The sequence below is a fragment of the Micromonospora sp. NPDC001898 genome (genome assembly GCF_042891255.1).
In the GTDB taxonomy this organism is placed as follows: domain Bacteria; phylum Actinomycetota; class Actinomycetes; order Mycobacteriales; family Micromonosporaceae; genus Micromonospora.
In genome coordinates, this window is sequence record NZ_JBIATC010000011.1 from 131,533 (window position 1) to 150,109 (window position 18,577).

An 18,577-nucleotide genomic window follows, 5' to 3' on the forward strand; every position below is an offset into this window, starting at 1 on the left:
GCACCCCACGCCCGATCGGGAGGCCCGCTCATGGGCGAACGGACCTGGCCGCACCTGATCTCCGCGCTGCTCCGCGGCGAGGAACTCTCCACCGCGGACACCGCCTGGGCGATGGGCGAGATCATGGCCGGCTCGGCGGGTTCGGCGCAGATCGCCGGCTTCGCCGTCGCGCTGCGGGCCAAGGGCGAGACCCCGGCCGAGCTGGCCGGGCTGGTCGAGGCGATGCTCGGCGAGGCGGTGCCCGTCGAGCTGCCGGAGGAACTGCGGACGTCCGCGCTCGACGTGGTCGGCACCGGCGGTGACCTCGCCCACACCGTGAACATCTCCACCATGGCCGCCCTCGTGGTGGCCGGCACCGGCGTCCGGGTGGTCAAGCACGGCAATCGGGCCGCCTCGTCCCTGTGCGGCACGGCCGACCTGCTGGAGTTCCTGGGCCTGCCGCTGGACCTGTCCCCCGAGGGGGTGGCCCGGTGCGTGGCCGAGGCCGGCATCGGCTTCTGCTTCGCCGGCCGGTTCCACCCGGGCATGCGGCACACCGGCCCGACCCGGCGCGAGCTGGGCGTGCCCACCTTCTTCAACTTCCTCGGCCCGCTGACCAACCCGGCCCGGCCCCGGGCCGGCGCGGTCGGCTGCTTCGACCTGCGGATGGCACCGGTGATGGCCGCCGTCTTCGCCGGTCGGGGCGACTCGGTGCTGGTGCTGCGGGGCGAGGACGGCCTCGACGAGTTCACCACCGCCGCGCCCACCCGGGTCTGGGCAGCCCAGGCGGGCACCGTCAGGGAGGCCGTGGTGGACGCCACCGACCTCGGGGTTCCCCGGTCCACTCTCGCCGAGCTGCGGGGCGGGGACGCGGCGTACAACGCCGGCGTGGCCCGGCGGCTGCTGGCCGGCGAGACCGGCCCGGTGCGGGACGCGGTGCTCGTCAACGCCGCCGCCGCGCTGGCCACCCAGGGCCCGCTCGACGGCGACCTGGTCGAGGCGCTGCGCGCCGGGATGGCCCGGGCCGCCGAGTCGATCGACTCCGGCGCCGCCGCCGCCTCGCTGGACCGCTGGATCGAGATCGCCCGCTCCGCCTGACCACCGGCGGCCCGACCGGCCGAGGCACCGGCGGACGTGTCGGACCCCCGTGGGAAACTACATCCGAGTGATTTTCCGCGCCCGTTCCGGCCCCGACCGCCGGCCCGGCCAGCGGCCCGACCGCCGGCCACCCCGCCGGCCGACGTCCCCGGTGGGTCCCCGGTCAGCCGCCCGACGGCACCGCGCGACCATGACGGCGTCCAGCGACGAGAGGAGACGCCCGTGTCGGACCGCGAGCTCTACTGCGACACCTGCGAGGGCGTGCAGCCGTTCGAGGCGCCACCGTGCGCCGACGGCCACGGGGCCGACTGCCCGGATCTGGCCTGCACCCGCTGCGGCGCGGCCGTGGTGATCGGCACGTTCACCATCCCGGCCAACCAGCCCGCCGGCCGCCGCCACCACGCGCCACGGCACCGCGCGGCCTGACCGGCACGACCCGGCACGGCGCGACCTGACCGGCACGAGGCCCCGGCACCGCGCACCCGCCATCGCGCCGGTGTGCCACCTGGACCTGCGCGCACCTCGCCCGCGACCCCCTTCGGACGCACGGAAGCCCGCGACCCCCTCGGGGTCGCGGGCTTCCGGAAGCGCCGGGCCGCCGGTCAGTGCTCGGCGGTGCGCCGGGTGCCGGTGTAGTACTCGAAGAGCAGGCCGCAGGCGGCGAAGATGACGGACACCAGGCCCAGGCCGATCAGCCAGAACTGCCAGAACGCCAGGCCGAGACCGGCGATCGCGGCGGACAGCGCCAGCCCCAACGGCCAGTAGCTGCCCGGGCTGAAGAAGCCGATCTCGCCCGCACCGTCGGCGATCTCGCCGTCCGGCCGGTCCTCCGGCCGCAGGTCGATGCGGCGGGAGACGAACCAGAAGAAGCCCCCACACATCGCGCACAGCAGGAACGACAGCAGCAGCGCGACGGTGCCGATCCACTCGACTTGTCCGCCGGAGTCGCCGTACGTCCAGGCACCGTAGAGGACCGTCACGCCGAAGAGGAACCCGGCGATGATCAGGAAGATACGCCACTCGGTCTTCATGCCCGCTCCCTCAGCTTCCCGCGCCGGCGGCAACGTCGTCCGGGTTGAAGTTGGCCGTGCCGCGCCGCGTGTCGAACGGCCGCGTGGTGGAGGCGTACGGGTCCTCACCGATCGCGGTGAGCGCCTCCTGCGTCGACTTGCCGTCCCGCTTCGCGGCCAGGAACTGGTCGTACTTCTCGGGAGAGACCACCCGCAGCTCGAAGTTCATGAACGCGTGGTAGGTGCCGCACAGCTCGGCGCAGCGACCGACGTACGCGCCCTCGGCGTCGAGGCTGGAGACCTCGAAGACGTTGCGGATGTTGCCCGGCATGACGTCCCGCTTGAACAGCATCTCCGGCACCCAGAAGGAGTGGACGACGTCCTTGCTGGTCTCCTCGAACCGGATGGACCGGTCGGTCGGCAGGACCAGGATCGGGATGACCTCGCTGGTGCCGAGCACCGACGCCACGGTGTTCGCGTCCCTGCCCTGGCCGTCGCGGTAGTTGAACTGCCAGTTCCACTTGAAGGCGACGATCTCGACCGTGATGTCCGGGTTCTTCGTCGTCTTCACCACGTCGGTCTGCACGACCGCCGTGTAGTAGAAGAGCACCGACACGATCAGGATCGGGGCGATCGTGTAGAGGAACTCCATCGGCATGTTGTAGCGGGTCTGCACCGGCAGCTCGTTGCCCCGCTTCCGGTAGCGCACCACGCACCAGAAGATCAGGCCCCAGACGAACACGCCGACCGCGAGCGCCGCGATGCAGGACGCGATCCACAGGTCGTACATCCGGTGCGACTCGGGCGTGATGCCGCCCTGAGGCCAGCCGAAGCCGCCGAACGTCTTGCCGACGTCGCAGCCCGTGAGCAGGACCAGCAGGGCCGCGCCGCCGAGGCCGAGCCCGGCGAGCCGGCCAGCACCACGCCGCCGGCCTCCACCCGCTCCCGGAGAAGCGCTGTGCCGTACGGCGGACGGCCGTACCTCCGAACTCCTTGCGACCACCTGGTCCTGCCTCCCTAGCGCGCCGCGGTGGTTGTTGTCCCCGTACCTGCGGCAAAGGCGTCACCGACGGTCGCAGATTACTCGACCATGACGGGCCTGACCGTGTTGGGGTCACTGTCCGCCCCCATCGGGGGGATCTTGGGCATACCGGCGCGATAGCGTCGGAGCCGTGAGCGAACCCCCCGTCTACCTGGACGCGGCCACCGCCGCGCCGCTGCATCCGGTCGCCCGACAGGCCCTGCTGGCCGCCCTCGACGACGGCTGGGCCGACCCGGCCAGGCTCTACACGCAGGCTCGCCGCGCCCGGCAGTTGCTCGACGCCGCCCGCGAGGCCGCCGCGGCCACCCTCGGTGTCCGCGCCGACGAGCTGTCCTTCACCCCCAGCGGTACGACCGCGGCGCACTCGGCCGTACTCGGCGGCCTGGCCGGGCGACGCCGGTCGGGCGGGACGCTGGTGCACTCGGCGATCGAGCACTCGGCCGTGCTGCACGCCGCCGAGCGGCACGTCGCCGCGGGCGGCACGGCGACCTCCGTGCCGGTGGACCGGCTCGGCCGGATCGACCCGGCCACCTGGTCGGCTGCGGTCGCCGCCCCGGGGGTGGCCCTCGCCGCCCTGATCGGGGCCAGTCACGAGGTGGGCACCGTGCAGCCGGTGGCCGAGGCCGCCGCCGCGTGCGCCGCCGCCGGGGTGCCGCTGTACGTCGACGCGGCCCAGCTCGTCGGGCGGGCCCCGGTGCCGGGCGGCTGGTCGGTGCTGACCGCCAGCGCGCACAAGTGGGGCGGCCCGCCCGGCGTCGGGCTGCTGGTGGTGCGCAAGGGCACCCGGTGGGAGTCGCCGTGGCCGGCCGACGAGCGGGAGTCGGGGCGTACCCCCGGGGTGGTGAACCTGCCCGCGGTGGTGGCGGCGGCGGCGAGCCTGCGCGCGGCGGCGGCCGACGCGGCGGCCGAGGCGGCCCGACTGGCCCCGCTGGTGGACCGGATCCGGGCCCGGGTGGCGGCCGAGGTGCCGGACGTGGAGGTGGTCGGCGACGCGGTCGACCGGCTCCCCCACCTGGTCACCTTCTCCTGCCTGTACGTCGACGGCGAGGCGCTGCTGCACGCGCTGGACCGCCGGGGGTTCGCGGTCTCCTCGGGCTCGTCCTGCACGTCGTCGACGCTGCGCCCGTCGCACGTGCTGGAGGCGATGGGGGTGCTCTCGCACGGCAACGTGCGGGTGTCGCTGCACCGGGAGACGACCGGGGCGGACGTGGAGCGGTTCCTCGCCGAGCTGCCGGGGATCGTCGCGGAGTTGCGCGCCGAGGCGGGGGTGGTGGGGCTGTGACCAGGCCCGCCTCGGACGAGGGGGTCGGGCAGGACGGCGGGACGCCGGACGGGCCGGACGGGGTGCTGGACTGTCGGGGGCAGCGCTGCCCGCTGCCGGTGATCGGGCTGGCCCGACGGCTGCCGGAGCTGCCGGTCGGTGCGGTGTTGCGGGTCCTCGCCGACGACCCGGCGGCGGCCGTCGACATCCCGGCCTGGTGCCGGATGCGCGGCCAGGAGTTCGTCGCCGCGCACCCCGAGGGCCCCGCTTACGACGTCCGCCGCACCCACTGACTCATTCGTCGATCCAGATCAGGCGCAGCCGCCGCGCCAACAACGGCGACTGCGTGGAGTGCGCCGTCCTGCCCGGGCTGATGGCGGTACGCGACAGCAAGGACCGTCCGGCCCCGCCCTCGCCTTCCCGTCCGACCAGTGGTCCCCATTCATCGCCGCGACCACCTCGGGCACCACCACCCCGGCTCAGCCCCGGAATTGGTAGATCTTGGAAGCAAACGGCCCTTCCAGGGGCCGAAATCTTCCAAGATCTACCCGATTGCGGGCGGAGCTACGGGAGCAGGTGCGGGCGGACGTCGGCGGCGGCGACGTCGCCGTACGACTCGGCGAGCCGCTTGACGAACAGGTCGTGGCGCACCTCGTACTCCTGGGTGCCGACGGTCTCCAGCACCAGGGTGGCCAGCAGGGAACCGACCTGGGCGGACCGCTCCAGACCCAGGCCCCAGGAGAGCCCGGCGAAGAACCCGGCCCGGAAGCCGTCCCCGACGCCGGTGGGGTCGACCGCCCTGGTCTCCCGGGCGATCGGCACGTGGATGGTGTCGAAGTCCCGGCCGGCGATCTCCGCGCCGTTGCTACCCAGCGTGGTCACCCGGATCTTCACCCGGTCCAGCAGCTGCGCGTCGGTGAGGCCGGCCTTGCTCTGCAGCAGCGCCTTCTCGTACTCGTTGGTCATCAGGTACTCGGCGCCGTCGATCAGGCCCAACACGTCGTCGCCGCCCATCCGGGCGAGCTGCTGGGACGGGTCGGCGACGAAGGCGTACCCGCGCTCGCGGCACTCGGCGGAGTGCCGCAGCATCGCCGCCGGATCGTTGGCGCCGACCAGCACGAGGTCGAGCCCGTCGAGCCGCTTCGCGACCGGGGCCAGCTCGATGTTGCGCGCCTCGCTCATCGCACCCGCGTAGAAGGAGGCGATCTGGCACATGTCTGTGTCGGTGGTGCAGACGAACCGGGCGGTGTGTGCCACCTCGCTGACGTGCACCGAGTCGCAGTCGACGCCGTGCCGCTCCAGCCAGGAACGGTAGTCGGCGAAGTCGGCGCCGACCGCGCCGAGCAGGATCGGGCTCAGGCCGAGCTGCGCCATGCCGAAGGCGATGTTGGCGGCCACCCCGCCCCGGCGCAGCACCAGGTCGTCCACGAGGAAGGACAGCGAGACCTTGTCGAGCTGGTCGGCGATGAGCTGGTCGGCGAACCGGCCGGGGAAGCTCATCAGGTGGTCGGTCGCGATCGAGCCGGTCACGGCGATCTTCATGTCAACCCTCGTGGTCGGGAACACGGCGCGGGTCAGCCTACCGGGCCGTCCGGCGTCGTGGTCTCGGGTCGAGAGAGATCGTTCACGTTCCGGTTGACCCCGCGTCGCCGGCCGACCGGCCGGCGTCCGCCGGGGAGCGGATCCGCACTGGTCCGCCCACGGTGACGTGCCCGTGGGCGGCTACGGACGGTGAAGCCGTGCCGCAAAAAAAGGCACGGGGCCACCCCCGGATCGGGGGTGGCCCCGTGCCGCATCGGCCGAGGGCGTCGACTCAGCTGAACGAGTCGCCGCAGGCGCAGGAGCTACCCGCGTTCGGGTTGTCGATGGTGAAGCCCTGGGCGTCGATCCGGTCGGCGAAGTCGATCGTGGCGCCGGACAGGTAGGGGGCGCTCATCCGGTCGACGACGACCTCGACACCGTCGTAGTCGGTGACGACGTCACCGTCGAGCGAGCGCTCGTCGAAGAAGAGCTGGTATCGCAGGCCGGAGCAACCGCCCGGCTGCACCGCCACCCGGAGCCGCAGGTCGTCACGGCCCTCCTGCTCGATCAGGGCCTTGACCTTCTGCGCCGCGACGTCCGTGAGGACGATGGAAGTAGGGGCCTCGGTCGACTCGGTCGACTCGGTCTGCGCTGGCGTGGTCACGTGAAATCTCCCTGCGCGGTCTGGGTCTGGACGCACTGGCCAACGTCTCGCGTCGTCCAGTGATTCCCGATGTGGTCGCAGACCCGATGGTACGCCGCCCCGGCCGGGGCCACCCGGTCGACGTGACCCCGGCCCGGCACAACCGGCCGTCCTAGGAGGATAGGCGGTAGGCGGGGCGGCCCGGTTCGTCAGCCGCCCGTCGTCCGGCCGGCGCTCAGCGGCTCCACTGGCGGGCCAGGCGGGCACCGAGTTGGCGCAACCCCTCCGCCGGGCGGCTGAGCGCCGCGTCCAGCCCGCCGCGCTCCTCCCCGCCGAAGTGCTCCACCAGGCTGTACGCGTCGGTGACCCCCGCCGAGGCGGCCTCGCGCCGCCCGGTGCTCACCTGTCCCGCCAGCACCACGCAGGGCACCCCCCGGTCCCGGGCGGCCCCCGCCACCCCGGCGACGACCTTGCCGCGCAGCGACTGGTGGTCGAAGGAGCCCTCGCCGGTGACCACCAGGTCGACCGCGTCGAGCGCGGCGGACAGCCCGATGGCCTCGGTGACCAGGCCGATGCCGGACTCGCACCGGCCACCGAGCGCCAGGATCGCCGCGCCGAGGCCACCGGCCGCGCCGCCACCGGGCAGCGCGCCGAGGCCCGCCGGGCAGCCGGGCAGGTCCCGCTCCAGCACGCCGGCGAAGCGCTCCAGCGCGGCGTCGAGCAGCAGCACGTCGGAGCGGGTCGCGCCCTTCTGCGGGCCGTAGACGCTGCTGGCGCCGTGCAGCCCGAGCAGCGGGTTGTCCACGTCGGTGGCGGCGACCAGGGTGGCGCCGCGCAGCCGGGGCGCGCCGTCCAGCCCGGCGATCCCGGCCAGCGCAGCCCCGCCGTACGGCAGGGCCCGGCCGGCCTCGTCGAGCGTGGTGACGCCGAGCGCGGTGAGCAGGCCGGCCCCGCCGTCGTTGGTGCCCGAACCGCCGAGCCCGATCACCACCGTCCGGGCGCCGTGCTCCACGGCGGCGGTGACCAGCGCGCCGAGCCCGTACGAGGTGGTGGCCTTCGGGTCGCGCTCGGCGGCGGCGAGCAGGTGCAGGCCGCAGGCCTGGGCGCTCTCCAGGTACGCCGTGCCGTCGTCGGTGAGCAGGATCTCACCGCCGGCCGGCCGGCCGAGCGGGTCGACGGTCGGCACCGGCACCCGACGCCCGCCGAGCGCCTCGGCGAGGACGGCGACGAAGCCGGGCCCGCCGTCGGCGAGCGGGCGGATGAGCAGGTCATCGCCGTCGGCCACCTCCCGCCAGCCCTCGGCCACCGCCGCGGCGACCTCCTGAGCCGGCAGCGTGCCGGCGAACTTGTCGGGACAGAGCAGCACGCGCATGCCGAGCAGTGTGGCAGGGCACTTCGGGGCGAGACAGTGTGGCAGCCCACACCGCCACGAGCCCCCTTCCCGGCTGTGGAACCATGAGGGCGTGAATTCGACGTGGGCGGAACCCTCCAACACCGCGACAGCCCTGCTGCTGCTCGGCCGTGGGGGCGACCCCGCCACCGAGCGTGGCGTGGAGTGTCCGGGCGACCTGCCGGCACCCAGCGATCCCGACCTGGTGGCCCGGGCGGCGGCGGCGAAGGCCGCGCTGGGCGACAGCGTCTTCGTGCTGGGCCACCACTACCAGCGCGACGAGGTGATCCAGTTCGCCGACGTGACCGGCGACTCGTTCAAGCTGGCCCGCGAGGCGGCGGCCCGGCCGGACGCGGAGTACATCGTCTTCTGCGGCGTGCACTTCATGGCCGAGAGCGCCGACATCCTCACCACCGGCAGCCAGAAGGTGATCCTGCCCGACCTGGCCGCCGGCTGCTCGATGGCGGACATGGCGGTGCTGTCGCAGGTCGAGACCGCCTGGGACGTGCTGACCGAGCTGGGCGTGGCGCAGGACACCGTCCCGGTGACGTACATGAACTCCTCGGCCGACATCAAGGGCTTCGTCGGCCGCAACGGCGGCGTGGTCTGCACCTCGTCCAACGCCAAGCGGGCGCTGGACTGGGCGTACGGGCGGGGGTCGAAGGTGCTGTTCCTGCCCGACCAGCACCTGGGCCGCAACACCGCCGTGCTGGAGATGGGCTTCTCGCTCGACGACTGCGTGCTCTACGACCCGCACAAGCCGAACGGCGGGCTCACCGCCGAGCAGTTCCGCGACGCGAAGATGATCCTGTGGCGCGGGCACTGCTCGGTGCACGGCCGGTTCACCCTGGACAGCGTCCACGACGTCCGCGAGCGGGTGCCGGGGGTGAACGTGCTGGTGCACCCGGAGTGCCGGCACGAGGTGGTCAACGCCGCCGACTTCGTGGGCTCGACGGAGTACATCATCAGGGCCGTCGAGGCCGCCCCGGCCGGATCGGCGTGGGCGATCGGCACCGAGCTGAACCTGGTGCGCCGGCTGGCGCTGGCCCACCCGGACAAGCAGATCACGTTCCTGGACAAGGCGGTCTGCTACTGCTCGACGATGAACCGGATCGACCTGCCGCACCTGGTGTGGGCGCTGGAGGAGCTGGTGGCCGGCCGGGTGGTGAACCAGATCACGGTGGACCCGGACACCGCACACCACGCCCGGGTGGCGCTGGACCAGATGTTGGCCCTCCCCGCCGCCGACCCGGAAGCACGGACAACCTGATCACCCTGAGTGACACTCGGGGTGCGTTTGCGCACGTGACAACCCGTTTCGTGCCCTCCGGGGCGATGTGACCCCATCCAAGCCGGTCACCGAGGGCTATGCTGCCGGAGCGACGACACGCGCGGGCCCGTTTACCGCCGGCCGCACTGCGGGTACCACCAACAACTCCCGCAACATCACAAACACGGCAGCACCGACGCGCTGGAGGTTGCGTTGACCGATGACGTCCTGGTCGTACACGGAGGTACTCCGCTCGAAGGGCGGATCCGCGTGCGCGGCGCGAAGAACCTGGTTTCCAAGGCGATGGTCGCCGCCCTGCTGGGCGACAGCCCCAGCCGCCTGTTCGACGTGCCGCGCATCCGCGACGTCGAGGTGGTCCGGGGACTGCTCGGCCTGCACGGGGTCAAGGTCACCGACGGCGCGGAGATCGGTGAGCTGGTCTTCGACCCGGCCAACGTCGAGAGCGCCAGCACCGACCAGATCAACGTGCACGCCGGCTCCAGCCGCATCCCGATCCTGTTCTGCGGGCCGCTGCTGCACCGGCTCGGCCACGCCTTCATCCCCGACCTGGGCGGCTGCCACATCGGGCCGCGCCCGATCGACTTCCACCTCCAGGCGCTGCGCGAGTTCGGCGCCACGGTCGAGAAGACCCCGGAGGGGCTGCACCTGTCCGCCCCGAACGGGCTGCACGGCACGAAGTTCGCCCTGCCGTACCCGAGCGTCGGCGCGACCGAGCAGGTGCTGCTCACCGCTGTGATGGCCGAGGGCGTCACGGAGCTGCGCAACGCCGCGGTCGAGCCGGAGATCATCGACCTGATCTGCATCCTGCAGAAGATGGGCGCGATCATCAAGGTGCACACCGACCGGGTGATCGAGATCCAGGGCGTGCCGAGGCTGCACGGCTACACCCACCGGCCGATCCCGGACCGGATCGAGGCGGCGAGCTGGGCGGCGGCGGCGCTGGCCACCCGCGGCCACGTCGAGGTGCTCGGCGCGCAGCAGGCCGACATGATGACCTTCCTGAACGTCTTCCGGTCGGTCGGCGGCGAGTACGAGGTGACCGACTCCCGGCCGCCGAAGCTGGGCGACCCGGGCCAGGAGGGCGGCATCCGGTTCTGGCACCCGGGCGGCGAGCTGAACGCCGTGGCGCTGGAGACCGACGTGCACCCCGGCTTCATGACCGACTGGCAGCAGCCCCTCGTCGTGGCGCTGACCCAGGCCCGGGGCCTGTCGATCGTCCACGAGACGGTGTACGAACAGCGGCTCGGCTACACCGAGGCGCTGAACACGATGGGCGCCAACATCCAGGTCTACCGCGACTGCCTCGGCGGAACCCCGTGCCGGTTCGGCCGGCGCAACTTCAAGCACTCCGCGGTGATCGCCGGCCCGAGCAAGCTGCACGCGGCCGACCTGGTCATCCCGGACCTGCGCGCCGGGTTCAGCCACCTGATCGCCGCGCTCGCCGCCGAGGGCACCTCCCGGGTGTACGGCGTCGACCTGATCAACCGGGGCTACGAGGACTTCGAGGCCAAGCTGGCCGACCTGGGCGCCCACGTCGAGCGGCCGTAACGCCGCTCACGGCGGGGCCGCCAGTAACCTCGCTCACTTGCCTGACCGCGCCCGGTGCACCGCGATGTGCACCGGGCGCGGGCGTGTGGCTACCCTTTCCTCGTGCCGTCGCTGTTTCGCCGCAAGTCCTCCGACCTCGTTGACGAGTCCGTCACCTCGGTGACGCCCGACGAGGCGTCCGCGCCCGCCCGCCGCAGCTACACCCCGAGCAAGAAGGAGCTGGGGCGGGAGACGCCGAAGCGGCCCGTCGCCGGCCGCAGGCCGGCCGGCCCGACCAAGCCGCTGAGCAAGGAGGAGGCCCGGGAGCGGCGGCGGCGGTTGCGCGCCGAGTCCTCGGCCGAGTTCCGCCGCGAGGGCGGCCCCCGCGACCGGGGCCCGGTGAAGCTGCTGGCCCGCAACGTGGTCGACTCCCGCCGCACGGTGGGCACCTGGTTCTTCGGCGGGGCGCTGATCGTCCTGCTCGGCTCGAACCAGGCGATGCCGCCGATCGTCCGGCTGATCTCGAACATCCTCTGGGGCGTGCTCGCCCTCGGCGTGGTGATCGACTCCATCCTGATCAGCCGCAGGATCAAGAAGCTGGTCCAGGCACGCTTCCCGACCAGCGGCGAGCGGATGGGCTCGCTCTACCTGTACGCGATCATGCGGTCGATCACCTTCCGCCGGATGCGCGCACCGGAGCCCCGGGTCAAGGTCGGCGACCCGGTCTGACCCGCGCCTGCCCCGGCGTCCGTCACGATGCCGACCCGGAGGCGTCGACGAGGGGCCCTTCCCCCCGGCCGTAGAGCCGGGCGACGACCTCCTCGATGTCCGGCTCGACGATCGAGATGTCGCGCAGGGCGGCCAGCCCGGCCAGGGCGGCCACCACCTCGGCGGCACCCGCCGACTCCAGCGCGAAGACCAGCCGGTGCCCGTCCGCCTCGACCCGGCGCAGCGGGGCGCCGGGCAGCTCCGGCGGCTCCGGCAGGGCGGCGTCCAGATCGGCGACGACGAGGCGGCGCGAACCGTACCGGTCGTGCAGGGCGGCGATCGTGCCGTCGTGCACCACCCGGCCGTGGTCGATCACCACGAGCCGCCGGCACAGCCGCTCGATGTCGGCCAGGTCGTGGGTGGTGAGCACCAGGGTGGTGTCGCCGGCCCGGCCCAGCTCGCCCAGGAAACCCCGGACGGCCTGCTTGCTCACCACGTCCAGCCCGATGGTCGGCTCGTCGAGGAAGAGCACCTCCGGGCCGTGCAGCAGGGCGGCGGTCAGCTCGCCGCGCATCCGCTGGCCGAGGGAGAGCTGCCGGACCGGGGTGTCCAGGAAGCCGTCCAGGTCGAGCAGGTCGCGGCAGCGGCGCAGCCGGGCGGCGTGCGCGTCGGCCGGCACCCGGTAGACGTGCCGCAACAGGTCGAACGAGTCACCCAGCGGCAGGTCCCACCAGAGCTGGGAGCGCTGCCCGAAGACCACGCCGATGCGCAACGCCAGCCGGGTGCGCTCGGGCACCGGGCGCAGGCCGCAGACGCGCACCTCGCCGGAGGTGGGGGTGAGCACGCCGGTGAGCATCTTCAGGGTGGTGGACTTGCCGGCGCCGTTCGGGCCGATGTAGCCCAGCATCTCGCCCCGCTCGACGAGCAGGTCGACCCCGTCGACCGCGCCGACGGTGCGCTTCTCGCGGCGCAGCCGCCCCGCCTTCACCCGGACCGTGAACTCCTTGCGCAGGTTGCGTGCCTCGATGACGCTCATGACCCCGTACTCCGGTAGTGGCGGACCCCGACGCGCCAGGCGGCGGCGGCGAGCGCGGCGGCGACCAGCGCGACCGCCGGGGCGGCCCAGCCGGCCCAGGCCGGCAGGCCGAGCGGGTCGGCGCGGCCGAGCAGCGCCAGCGCCGGCTGGTAGCTGACGAAGGCGAACCCCATCCCGTACGCGAAGGCCGCCCGGAACCAGCCGTCGTAGACGGTGGCCGGGTACGAGGTGAAGTCCTTGCCGCCGTAGGTGATCGAGTTGGCCAGCTCCCCCGACTCGGTCCAGTAGAACGAGACGGTCGCGGTGGCCACGAAGACCGACCCGAAGAAGACCACCCCGGCGAGCGGGGCGATGATCATCAGCGCCACCCGGCCCGGGGTCCAGTCGATTCCCGCCGAGCCGACCGCCACCGCCAGCACGCCCACGCCGAAGACCACCCGGGACACCTTGCGCAGCGGCAGGTCCATCAGCAGGAGCTGGGGCAGCGCGCCGAGCGGACGCAGCAGCACGGCGTCGAACAGGCCCGTACGCACGTACCGGGGCAGCCGCTCGACGTTGCCGACGAGCAGGTCGGCGATGGCGAACGCGGCGGTGGAGAGCCCGACCATGACCAGCGCCTCGCGGAGGGTGAACCCGCCCAGTTCCCGGGTGACCCCGAAGATCACCAGCACGGTGACCACGTCGAAGACCGTGGCTCCGACGTTGCCGACCAGGTCCACCACGAACGACGTCCGGTAGGCGGCCTGGGACCGCGCCTGCGCCCCGAGCAGCGCCCGGTACGCGGCCAGCCGGCCGGACGGCCGCCGAGGGCTCCCCGGTGGCCGCTGCCGGGGCAGGACGACCGGGTCAGCCACCCTGCACCACCAGCCGGCCCTCGGCACGACGCTGCACCAGCCGACACAACGCCAGGACCGCGACCGCCCAGCCGACCTGCACCGCGACCAACCCGACCTGGGTGGCCGTCTGGTCCCGCTCGACCAGCACGTCGAGCGGGATCTGCAACAGGCTCGGGAACGGGGTGCCGAACTGCAACGCCAGGTAGAACGCGTCGGGCAGGAAGGGCAGCGGGAAGTAGAGCCCGGCGAGCACGCCCGAGGCGAGGGCCCACAGGATCTGCGGGCCACGGACGTCCTCAAGCCAGTAGGCGGTGGCGTTGACCAGGAAGCGGCAGCCGAAGGAGAGCACCACCGCGAGCAGCACGGAGAGCGCGAACAGCGGCACGGTCTGCCAGCGGGCGGGCAGATGGACGTCGAAGAAGAGCGGACCCACCGCCAGCGGCGGCAGCAGCCGGGACACGCAGGCCCAGCCCGCCCGGCCCAGGTCGGTGGCGAGGTAGCTGGTCACCGGGTGGACCGGCCGCAGCAGGTCGCTGGCCACCTCACCGGTGCGGATCCGGTCGGCCAGATCGGTCCAGCTCCAGAGCAGGACCACCGCCAGCAGGCCCTGCCCGGCCCAGACGAAGGTGGCGAGCTGCTCCCGGTCGTAGCCGGCGGCGCTGCCGGCCGCCCCGGCCACGGCGAGGAGGACGTAGCAGCGCAGGAACCCGAAGACGATGTTGGTGACGGCACCGGCCACCGCCGCCTGGCGGTACGTGGCGTATCGTCGGAATCCCGATCCCGCTATGGCACTGAATGTCCGAAACCATAGGATAATGTTTGACTCGGTGGGCGGTGCCGCAGTGGCGGTGACAGAGCCCACGCCGTTACCCTCCTTCCGCAGCCACGCCATGCCGGACCGGGCGACTTTACCGGCGGGCGGGGCGCCCAGCGCGACAATTTCCAACGAGGTGACATCGCCGTGAGCGAGCGACGCGAGCCGGGCGCCGGGGCTCGCCACGCGAGCGGCAAAGAGGCCTTGCGATGAGCGGCGACTTCTACGACCGCTGGCGCGACCCGGTCGGACCGTCCTGGGTCTTCGAGCCGACCTCGGAATGGCAGCCGCAGTTCCCGGGGCAGCGCTACCCCGGCGACATCGGGCTGCGGCACCTGCCGCCCCAGCACCGTGGCCGGGCCACCGTCGTCGGCCGGGCCGCGGCGCAGCCGGTCAGCCCCGACGCCGGGCCGGTGAGCCCGGCGCCGGGCGGGCGCGACGGGACGTACCCCTGGGAGGCCCCCGCCCCGGACGGCCACGCCCGGCGCAGTTGGGACGACCGCCGCGCGGGCCCGGCCGAACCGCGCCGGCCCGACGCGCGCCCGGCCTGGGCCGGCCCGGCCCGGGACCGCGCCACCCCCGTCGACGACCGCCGGGGCCGCGACGAGCGGGATCCCGACCGGCCCGGCCGCGACGAGCGCGAACAGGCGTGGCGCCCGCGTGGCCCCGGGGCCGCGGAACACGGCGAGCGCGGGTACGGCCTGCGGGGCGAGGACCGCCGGCCCGAGGCCACGGACCACGACCGGCCCGGCAGCCGGAGCCGCGACGACAGCGGGTGGCGCCGCGACCAGCACCCGGCGGACCGGGGGCCGGTCGACGCGTACCCGCTGCGGCCCGATCCGGACCTGCCCGCGCGCCACGAGCCGCGCCGGCCCGAGTGGACGGTGGATCGCGGCCCGGCGGCCGGCTGGCACGGTGACCGGTACGACCAGCGGCACCCCGCCGACCCCGGCCGGCGGACTCCCCCGTCCGAGCCGGCGGCGCCGGTGTCCCCCGCGCACCGGCAGGAGCCAGGGTGGCTGCCTGAGCCGGAGGAGCGCCGTCACCACTCCTACGACCGGGCGACCGGCGACCGAAGCCGTTCCGAGCGGCCCGGCTACGACCGGCCCGGACCTGACCGGCCCAGAACCGACCGACCCGGCCACGACCAGCCCAGAACCGACCAGCCCGGCTACGACCGGCCCGGACCTGACCGGCCCCGCTGGCCGGAACGTCACCGGCCCACCCTGGACCGCGACGGCCGGCCGAGCCCTGACCGCCACGGCCGGCCGAGCCCGGAGCGTGAAAGCCGGACCAGTCCTGACCGCGCCGGCCCGCCGAGCCAGGAGCGCGACGGCCGCCCGAGCCCGGAGCGTGGCGGCTGGACGCCGTCGCCCGGAACCGGCCCCGCGCGCCCCGTCGACGGGACGGTGCCCGAGCACGGGCAGCGGGATGCCGGCCGGCCCGGCGTCGGCCAGCCGGACGCCGGCCGACCCGCTGCCGGGACGCCGCACCGCCCCGTCGATCGGGACGGGCAACCGCACCGGGACGCCAGCCGGGAGGCCGCCTCGTGGGCGGAGCCGTACCGCCACTCGACCGATCGGCCGGCGCCGGCCCGCGAGGGCGGTCTGCCCTGGCCGGAACCCGGTCCCCTACGGCCGGACCTGGGCCGGATGCCGGGCCCGGATCGGCGACCCGCGCGCCCCGGCGACAGTCCCCGTCCCGGCGCGAGCCCGACCGACCCGGCCCGCCCCGAGGCGCGGCCGATCGACGGCACGCGGCCGATCGACCGCGCGGAACGGGTCGACGGCACGCGACAGGACCCCTGGTTCGCGGACGCCGCCCGGGCCGACCTGCGCGGCCAGGACGGACCGGGCGAAGGGCGGCCCGACGCACGGTCCGCCACCGACCGGTACGGACGCCCCGCGCCGGTCGACCGGGACACCCCATCGGCCCGCGAGAACCGGCCCGTTCCGCCCGCCCGCGACGAACGGCTCGCTCCGCCACCTCGCGACGAACGGCGCACGCCGCCGCTCCGCGACGACCAGCGGTTCACCGGGCACCCGCCCGAGGCCCCGGTCCGGCCCGTACCCGACGCCGACCAGCCGGCCGCACGCCGTCCCGGGCCGGATCCGGTCCACCCGGACCGGCCGGCCGAGCGCCCTGGCGCCGAGCAGCCGCCCAGCGACGCGCCCCGGTTCGGCCCACCGCCGCACCGACCGGCTGCACCGCACCGGCTACCGGTCGAGCCGGCCGCCGGTGCATCACACGACGAGCGCCGCACCCCGCCCACGACCGACGCGCCCGTCTCGGCCGCCCCGGTCTCGGCCATCCCAGTCTCGGGCCCCCCGGTCTCGGCCACCCCGGTCTCGGCCACCCCGGTCTCGGCCACCCCGGTCTCGGCCACCCCGGTCTCGGCCATCCCGGTCTCGGCCGCCCCGGTCTCGGCCGCCCCGGTCTCGGCCGCCCCGGTCTCGGCCGCCCCGGTCTCGGCCATCCCAGTCTCGAGCCCCCCGGTCTCGAGCCCCCCGGTCTCGGCCGCCCCGGGTCGGCCGGTCTCGGACCCGCCGGGGCCGGACCGGGCGGTGGTAGGTCCACCCGTGGCCGGACGGCCTGTTCCGGGGCGGCCCGTCTCGGGTCCTCCGAGCTCTGGGCCGCCGCTGGCCGGGCCGTCGGCTCCCGGCGCGTCCGGTCCCGAATGGCCGGCACGCGGCATGCCGGTTGCGGGTGCCCCCGTGTCCGGCCCGCCGGTCTCCGGGCCACCCGCGCCGCCCGTCCCCGCACAGCCGGTAGCGCCGGTCGCCCTGCCGCCCGCCACCCGGGCGGCCACGGGCCTGACGTCCGACGCGCCGATGTCCGGGCCGCCTGCACCAGCGGTGTCCGGGCCACCCAGCCGGCCCACGCCACCGGCCCGGCCCGTCTCGGGGCCGCCCGGGGACACGGCGTCCCCTGCTCCGGTCGAGCCGGTCTCCGGGCCGCCAGTGCCCCGGCTTCGACTGGAGTTCCTGCCGGCCCCCGAGCCGGCCGGGCACGTATCCGCGCCCGCACAGCGGGAAGAACCGCTGGTGGGGTCAGCCCCGCGCGCCGGCACAACGACAGCGGCGGGCCCGGTGGACGCGGTGGCCGACGAGTCCGTACCGGTGGATGTTGCCGGGCCGGTTCCGCCCACCCCGACAGATCGCCTGCCAGCCGACGCCGGGGCACCCGCCGACCCCAGCCCGGCGCGCGAGGCCGCAGAGCCGGACGCCGGTGTCGGGACGCCGGACGCGGGCGAGTTGTCGTCGCCCCTGCGAACCGAGGACGACCGCCCCGCCGAACGCGCGGAAGCACGGGCGGTTCCGCGCCAGCCGGAGCCCGCCGAGGCGTCGACCGACCCGTTGCCTGCGGTCCCGGAGCCGCTGCCTGCGGTCCAGGCCGCCCCTGAGCCGCCGGTCGAGCCGGATTCGGACCCAGTCGATCCACGACCCGCAGAGCCGGACGCCAGCCCGACGGACGTCAACGGGGCAGACGACGACCGGCTGGATGCCATCGTCGGCTGCCCGGAGCCGCCGGCCGGTCCGCTGCCCGACGCCGGCGACACCGGCCTCGCCGTGGAGTTCGACGATGCCGCCGTCGGCGTGGACGCCGACAACCCCGGGGCGGACGCCGACGGCACGGACACCGACAGCAGGGACGTCGACGGTCTCGTCGACGCCGACGGGCCGCATGTCGGAGCCGTTGACCCGCAGATCCGGGCGGACGAACCGCGCGTCGTCGCCGACGAGACGAGTGCCGTCACCGACGAACACGAAAGTCTCGCCGTCCAGGCCGTTGAGGAGACGTCGGGAAGCGAGCCGACCCCGCAGCCACGGCAGGAGGCGCGGACACCGGGCCGACAGCCGGTCGACGAGCCGCCGTCGGCCGCGACCGCCCCCGCGCCGCAGGACACCGTGACCACGGCCGCGCCGGCCGACTCCCCCACGGTGCGGCCCGCACCGCCGACGAACAGCCCCGACGCTCCGGTGTCGAACGAGCCGTCACGCGCCCCTGCGCCCGCCCCGGACCACTCGGACGCCTGGTTCCGACCGAGCAGGCCCGCACCGCCGGCCTCCGAGCAGTCGGCCCCGGACGCGGCCCGCCCGCCGGCCGCGACGGCAACCTCGGCAACCTCGCCCGTCGCGGTGCCGGCGGAGGAGGGACCGGCATCCCCGCCGAGGGGTGGGGCTGCGGCGGCACCGGTGTCGGCACCCCCGACGCCGAAGCAGCCGACACGTCCCGTCTCCGCGCCGCCGGCACGGCCCGCCTCGGGACCACCCGCGCAGCCCGTGTCGGGGGTGCCGGCGTACCCCGTGTCGGGGGTGCCGGCGTACCCCGTGTCGGGGGTACCGGCGCACCCCGTGTCGGGGGTACCGGCGCACCCCGTGTCGGGGGTACCGGCGCACCCCGTGTCGGGGGTACCGGCG

16 protein-coding genes and 1 pseudogene are annotated in these 18,577 nt (G+C 74.7%); 8 read left to right on the forward strand and 9 right to left on the reverse strand.

Translation table 11 applies throughout. The features are described from left to right. Window positions 1-30: 30 nt before the first annotated feature. Window positions 31-1,077: an anthranilate phosphoribosyltransferase gene (trpD, locus tag ACFYZF_RS22160; protein WP_387023615.1), complete on the forward strand. Its 1,047-nt coding sequence runs from the start codon at window positions 31-33 to the stop codon at window positions 1,075-1,077. 222 nt (window positions 1,078-1,299) lie between these two features. Beyond that, window positions 1,300-1,503 (forward strand): hypothetical protein, encoded by a 204-nt coding sequence (locus tag ACFYZF_RS22165; RefSeq protein WP_387023617.1) that lies wholly within the window; start codon window positions 1,300-1,302, stop codon window positions 1,501-1,503. Window positions 1,504-1,679: 176 nt separating this feature from the next. Here ACFYZF_RS22165 and ACFYZF_RS22170 read toward each other — a convergent pair whose 3' ends face one another. Together ACFYZF_RS22170 and coxB are read right to left on the reverse strand one after the other, a co-directional pair. Continuing rightward, window positions 1,680-2,108: a cytochrome c oxidase subunit 4 gene (locus tag ACFYZF_RS22170; RefSeq protein ID WP_387023619.1), complete on the reverse strand. Its 429-nt coding sequence runs from the start codon at window positions 2,106-2,108 to the stop codon at window positions 1,680-1,682. Window positions 2,109-2,118: 10 nt separating this feature from the next. Further along, the gene (gene coxB / locus ACFYZF_RS22175) at window positions 2,119-3,090 is read right to left on the reverse strand and encodes a cytochrome c oxidase subunit II (protein WP_387023621.1); all 972 of its coding nucleotides are present in this window, start codon (window positions 3,088-3,090) and stop codon (window positions 2,119-2,121) included. 169 nt (window positions 3,091-3,259) lie between these two features. Between coxB and ACFYZF_RS22180 the strand changes: the two genes are divergently transcribed. The 3 genes and pseudogenes from ACFYZF_RS22180 to ACFYZF_RS22190 form a co-directional block, all read left to right on the forward strand. Then, a complete protein-coding gene (locus tag ACFYZF_RS22180; protein WP_387023623.1) occupies window positions 3,260-4,411 on the forward strand; it encodes a cysteine desulfurase family protein in 1,152 nt (383 codons plus the stop codon). Window positions 4,412-4,473: 62 nt separating this feature from the next. Beyond that, a complete protein-coding gene (locus tag ACFYZF_RS22185; protein ID WP_387023718.1) occupies window positions 4,474-4,683 on the forward strand; it encodes a sulfurtransferase TusA family protein in 210 nt (69 codons plus the stop codon). After that, window positions 4,608-4,787: pseudogene (locus ACFYZF_RS22190) on the forward strand (DUF397 domain-containing protein); the annotation flags it as partial. The gene ACFYZF_RS22185 and the pseudogene ACFYZF_RS22190, both read left to right, overlap by 76 nt. Before the next feature lie 167 nt (window positions 4,788-4,954). Here ACFYZF_RS22190 and ACFYZF_RS22195 read toward each other — a convergent pair. The 3 genes from ACFYZF_RS22195 to ACFYZF_RS22205 form a co-directional block, all read right to left on the reverse strand. Next, entirely contained in the window at window positions 4,955-5,932 is a 978-nt protein-coding gene (locus tag ACFYZF_RS22195; RefSeq protein WP_387023625.1) for a carbohydrate kinase family protein, read from the reverse strand. Between the two features lie 271 nt (window positions 5,933-6,203). Then, window positions 6,204-6,575 carry an iron-sulfur cluster insertion protein ErpA gene (erpA, locus tag ACFYZF_RS22200; RefSeq protein WP_161690397.1) on the reverse strand — a complete coding sequence of 124 codons (372 nt, stop codon included), beginning with the start codon at window positions 6,573-6,575 and terminating at the stop codon, window positions 6,204-6,206. 214 nt (window positions 6,576-6,789) lie between these two features. Then, window positions 6,790-7,926: a glycerate kinase gene (locus ACFYZF_RS22205; RefSeq protein ID WP_387023627.1), complete on the reverse strand. Its 1,137-nt coding sequence runs from the start codon at window positions 7,924-7,926 to the stop codon at window positions 6,790-6,792. Between the two features lie 91 nt (window positions 7,927-8,017). Here ACFYZF_RS22205 and nadA point away from each other — a divergent pair, with 91 nt between their 5' ends. The 3 genes from nadA to ACFYZF_RS22220 all read left to right on the forward strand — a co-directional run bounded on the left by nadA (window position 8,018) and on the right by ACFYZF_RS22220 (window position 11,491). Continuing rightward, a complete protein-coding gene (nadA, locus tag ACFYZF_RS22210) occupies window positions 8,018-9,214 on the forward strand; it encodes a quinolinate synthase NadA (protein ID WP_387023629.1) in 1,197 nt (398 codons plus the stop codon). Window positions 9,215-9,427: 213 nt separating this feature from the next. Then, a complete protein-coding gene (gene murA / locus ACFYZF_RS22215) occupies window positions 9,428-10,783 on the forward strand; it encodes a UDP-N-acetylglucosamine 1-carboxyvinyltransferase (protein WP_387023631.1) in 1,356 nt (451 codons plus the stop codon). Between the two features lie 102 nt (window positions 10,784-10,885). After that, window positions 10,886-11,491, forward strand: a complete 606-nt coding sequence (locus tag ACFYZF_RS22220) for a DUF3043 domain-containing protein (RefSeq protein WP_387023633.1) — start codon at window positions 10,886-10,888, stop codon at window positions 11,489-11,491. Window positions 11,492-11,513: 22 nt separating this feature from the next. Here the strand turns inward: ACFYZF_RS22220 and ACFYZF_RS22225 are convergent, their stop codons facing one another. From ACFYZF_RS22225 to ACFYZF_RS22240, 4 genes are all read right to left on the reverse strand, one after another. Further along, a complete protein-coding gene (locus ACFYZF_RS22225; RefSeq protein ID WP_387023635.1) occupies window positions 11,514-12,506 on the reverse strand; it encodes an ATP-binding cassette domain-containing protein in 993 nt (330 codons plus the stop codon). Further along, a complete protein-coding gene (locus tag ACFYZF_RS22230; RefSeq protein WP_387023637.1) occupies window positions 12,503-13,360 on the reverse strand; it encodes an ABC transporter permease in 858 nt (285 codons plus the stop codon). Before ACFYZF_RS22230 ends, ACFYZF_RS22225 begins: the two co-directional genes overlap by 4 nt. Next, window positions 13,353-14,204, reverse strand: coding sequence for an ABC transporter permease (locus tag ACFYZF_RS22235; protein WP_387023639.1), 852 nt, complete (start codon window positions 14,202-14,204; stop codon window positions 13,353-13,355). Before ACFYZF_RS22235 ends, ACFYZF_RS22230 begins: the two co-directional genes overlap by 8 nt. 3,002 nt (window positions 14,205-17,206) lie before the next feature. Then, window positions 17,207-17,923: a hypothetical protein gene (locus ACFYZF_RS22240; protein WP_387023641.1), complete on the reverse strand. Its 717-nt coding sequence runs from the start codon at window positions 17,921-17,923 to the stop codon at window positions 17,207-17,209. Window positions 17,924-18,577 lie beyond the last annotated feature (654 nt).